Genomic DNA, 5,322 nt, shown 5'->3' on the forward strand with positions numbered 1-5,322 from the left:
GCATCGTCGTGCCCTGCATGGCTCAGCCTCCGGTGCGCGGTGGCGACGGGACTTCCTCGGGCAGCGCCATGGCCTCGGGCGCCCGGGGGCCATGCACCGCTTTCACGGGGCCATGCCCGAGGACACGCGCCGGCCAGGCCGAGGCGGCGAAACCCGCCGAGGCCGACAGGCCGATCGCGCCGAGCATGGCCAGCAGCGCGCGCCGGTCCAGCGACGGTGAACGCTCCGCGGGGGTCATGCCGACTCCTCGCCGACGGCCGTGCCGCCGACCACGCCAGGCCGCGTGGCGCGGCCCTCGGCCCAGTGGATCGCGAAGATCCAGGCGGGAGCGAACAGCCCGAACAGCGCGAGGAGCGCGGGCCACAGGAGGTCGATGCACGGTGTCATGGCCGCCATCGTGCGTGCCGATTCGGGAGAAAAATGGGAGATCGGCCCTCCCAGATTCCTCCACATTTGGCGGTCATGATCGGCGGCTTGCCGATGACGCCTCCGTCCGCCGCACCGCCTGCCATGCCCGCGCCACCCGCATCGCCTGTCGCAGAATGCGGCCCTCACCTCCCGAGACCATGCCGCGTCTGCGCCTGACCCTCTCCCGCAAGATCTTCCTGGCGCTCGCCGCGCTGCTGATCGTGCTGCTGCTGAGCTTCGCGGGGCTCTCGATCCTCGCGCTGCAGCGCGGCCTCGGCGCCTACGTGGCCGAAATCGAGATCCGCCGCATGGACTGGCTCTCGCAGCTGGTGCTCAAGCACTACGTGCTCAACGGCGACTGGAAGAGCCTGCGCGACAACGACGAGGCCTGGCACCGGCTGCAGATGGGCCGCGTGGCCACGGTGCTCGACAACGCCAGCGCGCCCGACGACCGCCGACTGCCGCCCTGGTACGAGTACCGCACGCTGCGCGTCGACCCGCCCGAGGGCGCCGCCGACAACGGCCCACCGCCGATGCCGCCGGGCCAGCTCGAGCTGCTGCCGCGGCGCGCGATCCCGGCGATGCCGCCGCCCTTCTTCTTCGCCGACCCGCGCGCGATGGCCGACTCGATCTACCAGCGGCTCGCGGTGCTCGACGCGCAGGGCGCGCGCGTGGTGGGCGCGACCATCGATCCCGAGAACGCGGCACGCCTGCCGATACGGCGCGGCCGGGCCGTCATCGGCTACCTCGCGCTGGCGCCGCTGCAAGGCCTGGAGAGCGAGGCCGACCGCGCCTTCCTGGCACGGCAGTCGGGCGTGATCGTGCTCACCGGCCTCGCGGGCCTGATGTTCGCGCTCGCGCTGTCGTACCTGCTGGCGCGGCGCTGGTTCAAGCCGGTCGACGACCTGACGCAGGCGGCGCAGGACGTGGCGCGCGGCCGGCTGTCGACGCGCGTGGTGGTGCAGGGCTCGGACGAACTCGCGCTGCTGGGCAAGACCTTCAACGACATGGCGCAGCGCCTGGACACGGTGGAGGCCTCGCGCCGCGCCTGGCTGGCCGATGCCGCGCACGAGCTGCGCACGCCGCTGGCCGCGATGCGCGCCGAGATCGAGGCGCTGCAGGACGGCGTGCGCACCTTCGACGAACGCACGGCGCTGCGGCTGCACCGCCAGGTGATCCGTCTCGGCCAGCTGGTGGACGACCTGCGCAGCAGCATGCGCGCGCCGCAGAGCGACCTGCCGACCACCACGGTCTATCCGCTGTCGCTGCTCAAGGAGGCGCTGGACCACACGCGCGACCGCTTCGCGCAGCGCGGCATCGCGGTCGACCGCCGCGCCATCGACCTGATCGCGGCGCGCAAGCAGCCGGCGATCGAGGGCGACGCGCACCGGCTGCACCAGGTCTTCATGAACCTGCTCGAGAACACGCTGGCCTACACCGACCCCGGCGGCGTGCTGCGTATCGACGTCACGGTGGAAGGACCATGGACCGGCCACAGCCTCACGCTGCTGTTCGACGACAGCGCGCCGGGCGTGCCCGAGAGCGAACTGCCGCGCCTGTTCGACCGCCTGTTCCGCGGCGAGACCTCGCGCAGCCGCGAGCATGGCGGCTCGGGCCTCGGACTCTCGATCTGCCGCGCCACCATCGAGGCGCATGGAGGCACCATCGATGCCTCGCCCTCGCCGATGGGCGGGCTGCGCGTCACCCTCACCCTGCCGCTGGCCAACTCACCTTGACCTCCCCATGACCCGCATCGTGATCGTCGAGGACGAAGCCGACATCGCCTCGGTGGTGCAGGACTACCTGCGCCACGCAGGCTACGAAACCGCGCACTTCGCCGATGGCCAGAGCGCGCTCGAGAGCATCGTGGCCTCGCCGCCCGACCTGACCTTGCTCGACATCATGCTGCCGCGGCTCGACGGCATCGAGGTGCTGCGGCGCGCGCGCGAGCACACGGCCCATCCGATCATCATGCTGACGGCGCGCATCGAGGAGGTCGACCGGCTGCTGGGCCTGGAGCTCGGCGCCGACGACTACGTCTGCAAGCCCTTCTCGCCGCGCGAGCTGGTGGCGCGCGTGCGCGCGGTGCTGCGCCGCGCGGCGCCGGGCGTGTCCGAACAAGGAGCGCCGGGCCGCGCCGCGAACGAGGCGGCGCCCGGGCTGGTGCTCGACGACGTGCACTGGCGCGCCTCGCTCGAGGGCACGCCGCTGAACCTCACGCGCCGCGAGTTCGGGCTGCTGCAGGTGCTGTCGCGCCATCCGGGGCGCATCTTCTCGCGCGCGCGGCTGCTCGAGCTGGCCTACGACGACACGGTGGACGTGACCGAGCGCGCGATCGACAGCCACGTGAAGAACCTGCGCCGCAAGCTCGGCGCGGTGACGCCCGGGCACGACTGGATCCGCTCGGTGTACGGCGTGGGCTTCGCATGGGAAGCACCGCCGCCCGCGGACTGAGCCGCCCCGCTACTGCGGACCGCCGCAGAACGGCACGGCCGAGGTGTCGGCCGCGGTGAAGCGCGTGGTGCCGCTTCGCCGCGCGCTGCGCGGCTTGTGCGCGGGCCATTCGCTCTCGGTCCAGCTGAAGCTCCAGCCATGGGCAGCACCGGGCCGCGCGGCATCGGCATAGGCGATGCGCAGGCTGCCCGAGGTCTCGTCGTGGCAGTGCGGCGAGGTCTTGTATTCCTTCTCGGAGAAGCAGGCGCGGATCATCTGCGAGCACCAGAAAGGGATGTCTTCGTAGGCCGGCTTGGCCGTGGCCGGGTCCCCTTCCAGCGGCACGAAGTCGGCGACGACGAAGCTGGCGCCGCCGCCCGAATACATGTCGCTGAACGCGCTCTGCACCGCGACCGCCCAGCGGCCGTCGGCCAGCGGATAGAGCGCCGGCGCGAGCGAGCGCTGCGCCTCGCGGCCACCGCCGAGCTTCGAGGGCGTGCCCTGGTAGGCCGAGAAGTCATGCAGCCGCTGCAGGCGCCAGCTTCCGTCCCCAGTTCTCTGCACGCGCGCCATCGCGAGCGGCTTCACCGACAGCACCACGTACTCGCCCTCGGCACTGCCACGCGGCCGGTAGAGGCCGAGCTCCTCGGCGCTGCAGGACTTCGAGAGCAGCGCACACAACGTGGGGCGCCATTGGGCATCGACCGCTTCCGGTTTGGCGACGCGGTCGAAGACCTGGGCTGTGGGGGCGGCCGTCGCTGCTGTTGTTGCCACGAATGAGAGGGCGGCGATGGCGGTTCGCCAGGTTCGGATGGAGGGCATGGCGGGATCTTAGGGGGGCTTGCTGAGGTTCGGGGCGCGTGCACAGGACAGCGGGTACTTCCCTCCGCGAATGTCCCCCGCCCTTCGGGCTCCTCCTTTATTTCGCTGCGGGAAGCACCCACTGCCCTGTGCACGGGAGGCGCAGTGGTGGTGCCGGCGGTTCAACAACCGCTGCGTCCAGGCTCACGTCGATGGGGTACTCCCCGCAGCGAAATAAAGGAGGAGCCGAAGGCGGGGGACATTCGCGGAGGGGAGTACCCCATCGGCGTGAGCCCGCTACGACCTCCACTCCTGATCAAAAACAACGTCCACGAAAAGAAACGTTGATTTATTAAAGAACATCGTTCTATCATCCGCCCGCGCCGCAAAGACGGCGCACTTCCAGCCCGCGGCTCACGCCCGGGCTCCAAGCCACCCGGCAGGAGGAGACACAACATGAGACAGCAGATCGCGATCGCATCGGCGGCATTGCTGGTGCTCGCGGGAACCGCGGCCCAGGCGCAGAGCAGCGTCACCCTGTACGGCACCGTCGATGCCAGCCTGCGCTACGAGAGCCATGGCGCCGAGTACACGGCCGAGGGCGTTCCCTATCGAAGCCGTTCGCGGCTGCGCATGAGCCGCGGCGGCGGGCTCTCCGAGAGCTTCTGGGGCCTCAAGGGCAGCGAGGACCTCGGTGGGGGATTGCAGGCGCTGTTCCAGGTCGAGAGCCATTTCGACATCCGCAACGGCGAACGCGTGCCCGAGGGCGATCCGCAGCACTTCCAGATCGCCTCGGTCGGGTTGCAGTCGGACCGCTGGGGCCAGCTGACCTTCGGGCGCCAGTACAACGTGGCGATGGAAGCGGCCTCGCTCGCCTATGGTTCGAACCTCTGGGGCGACTACTTCAATGCCTTCAAACCCGAGCACACCCTGCTGGCCGCGAGCAAGACCAACAACATGGTCCATTACGGCGCGCAGCTCGGCGACGTGGTGCTGCTCGCGCAGTACGCGATCGGCGAAGGCGAGGGCTCGGCGCGCCGCGGCAGCCAGATCGGCGCGGGCCTGGCCTACATCCCCGAGAAGGGCCCGGTGAAGCTCGCGGCGGCCTTCATGCGCAGCACCGACGATGCCTCGCATGCGCGCTTCGACATCGCCACCGCCGGTGCCCAGTTCCTGATCGGCGAGAACCTCACGCTGCAGGCCGGCTACATCGGCAACCGGCGCGACAGCGCCTTCACCTCCTTCGCCAACGGACCGTTCACGCCCGTCGATCTTGCCGGGCTCGGCATCATCTCGCCGGTCCAGGTGCTCGATGCCAACTTCCCAGGCGGCTTCGCCAAGCGGCGCATGGCCTTGGGTGGCCTCACCTGGAAGGCCACGCCCTGGCTCACGCTGGCCTTCAACGCCTGGTTCACGCGGCAACGCGGCCACACCAGCGACTTCGACGGCTCGGCCAGCCAGTACCAGGTGGTGGCCGGCTACCTGCTGTCGAAGCGCACCATGCTCTATGCCGAGGTCGACCGCTCGATCTACCGCGGCGGGCTGGTGGGCGCGCAGCTCGTGGGCCTCAATGCGCAGAGCCCCACGGTCGATCGCACGCAGACCGGCGTCACCTTCGGCGTGCGCCACAGCTTCTAGGAACCGTCGACGCGATGCCTCCCCGCCATTCCTCCATCGACG

6 protein-coding genes are annotated in these 5,322 nt (G+C 70.4%); 3 read left to right on the forward strand and 3 right to left on the reverse strand.

Features of this window, described 5'->3' with window-relative positions; genetic code table 11:
• Positions 1 to 22: 22 nt before the first annotated feature.
• Complete coding sequence (locus tag AC27VN_RS31845) at positions 23 to 238, reverse strand: hypothetical protein (protein ID WP_490879145.1); 216 nt, start codon at positions 236 to 238, stop codon at positions 23 to 25.
• Entirely contained in the window at positions 235 to 387 is a 153-nt protein-coding gene (locus tag AC27VN_RS31850) for a hypothetical protein (protein WP_177239448.1), read from the reverse strand. The genes AC27VN_RS31845 and AC27VN_RS31850 overlap by 4 nt, the downstream gene beginning before the upstream one ends.
• A 179-nt stretch (positions 388 to 566) precedes the next feature.
• Here AC27VN_RS31850 and AC27VN_RS31855 point away from each other — a divergent pair, with 179 nt between their 5' ends.
• Both AC27VN_RS31855 and AC27VN_RS31860 read left to right on the forward strand, forming a co-directional pair.
• A complete protein-coding gene (locus tag AC27VN_RS31855; RefSeq protein ID WP_490879146.1) occupies positions 567 to 2,144 on the forward strand; it encodes an ATP-binding protein in 1,578 nt (525 codons plus the stop codon).
• Positions 2,145 to 2,151: 7 nt separating this feature from the next.
• Entirely contained in the window at positions 2,152 to 2,862 is a 711-nt protein-coding gene (locus AC27VN_RS31860; RefSeq protein ID WP_093348473.1) for a response regulator, read from the forward strand.
• A gap of 9 nt (positions 2,863 to 2,871) precedes the next feature.
• Here the strand turns inward: AC27VN_RS31860 and AC27VN_RS31865 are convergent, their stop codons facing one another.
• Entirely contained in the window at positions 2,872 to 3,663 is a 792-nt protein-coding gene (locus AC27VN_RS31865) for a hypothetical protein (protein ID WP_490879147.1), read from the reverse strand.
• 435 nt (positions 3,664 to 4,098) lie between these two features.
• Between AC27VN_RS31865 and AC27VN_RS31870 the strand changes: the two genes are divergently transcribed.
• Positions 4,099 to 5,280 carry a porin gene (locus tag AC27VN_RS31870; RefSeq protein WP_490879148.1) on the forward strand — a complete coding sequence of 394 codons (1,182 nt, stop codon included), beginning with the start codon at positions 4,099 to 4,101 and terminating at the stop codon, positions 5,278 to 5,280.
• Positions 5,281 to 5,322: the final 42 nt, after the last annotated feature.

The sequence above is a fragment of the Variovorax sp. 20P10.2.4 genome (assembly GCF_058244205.1).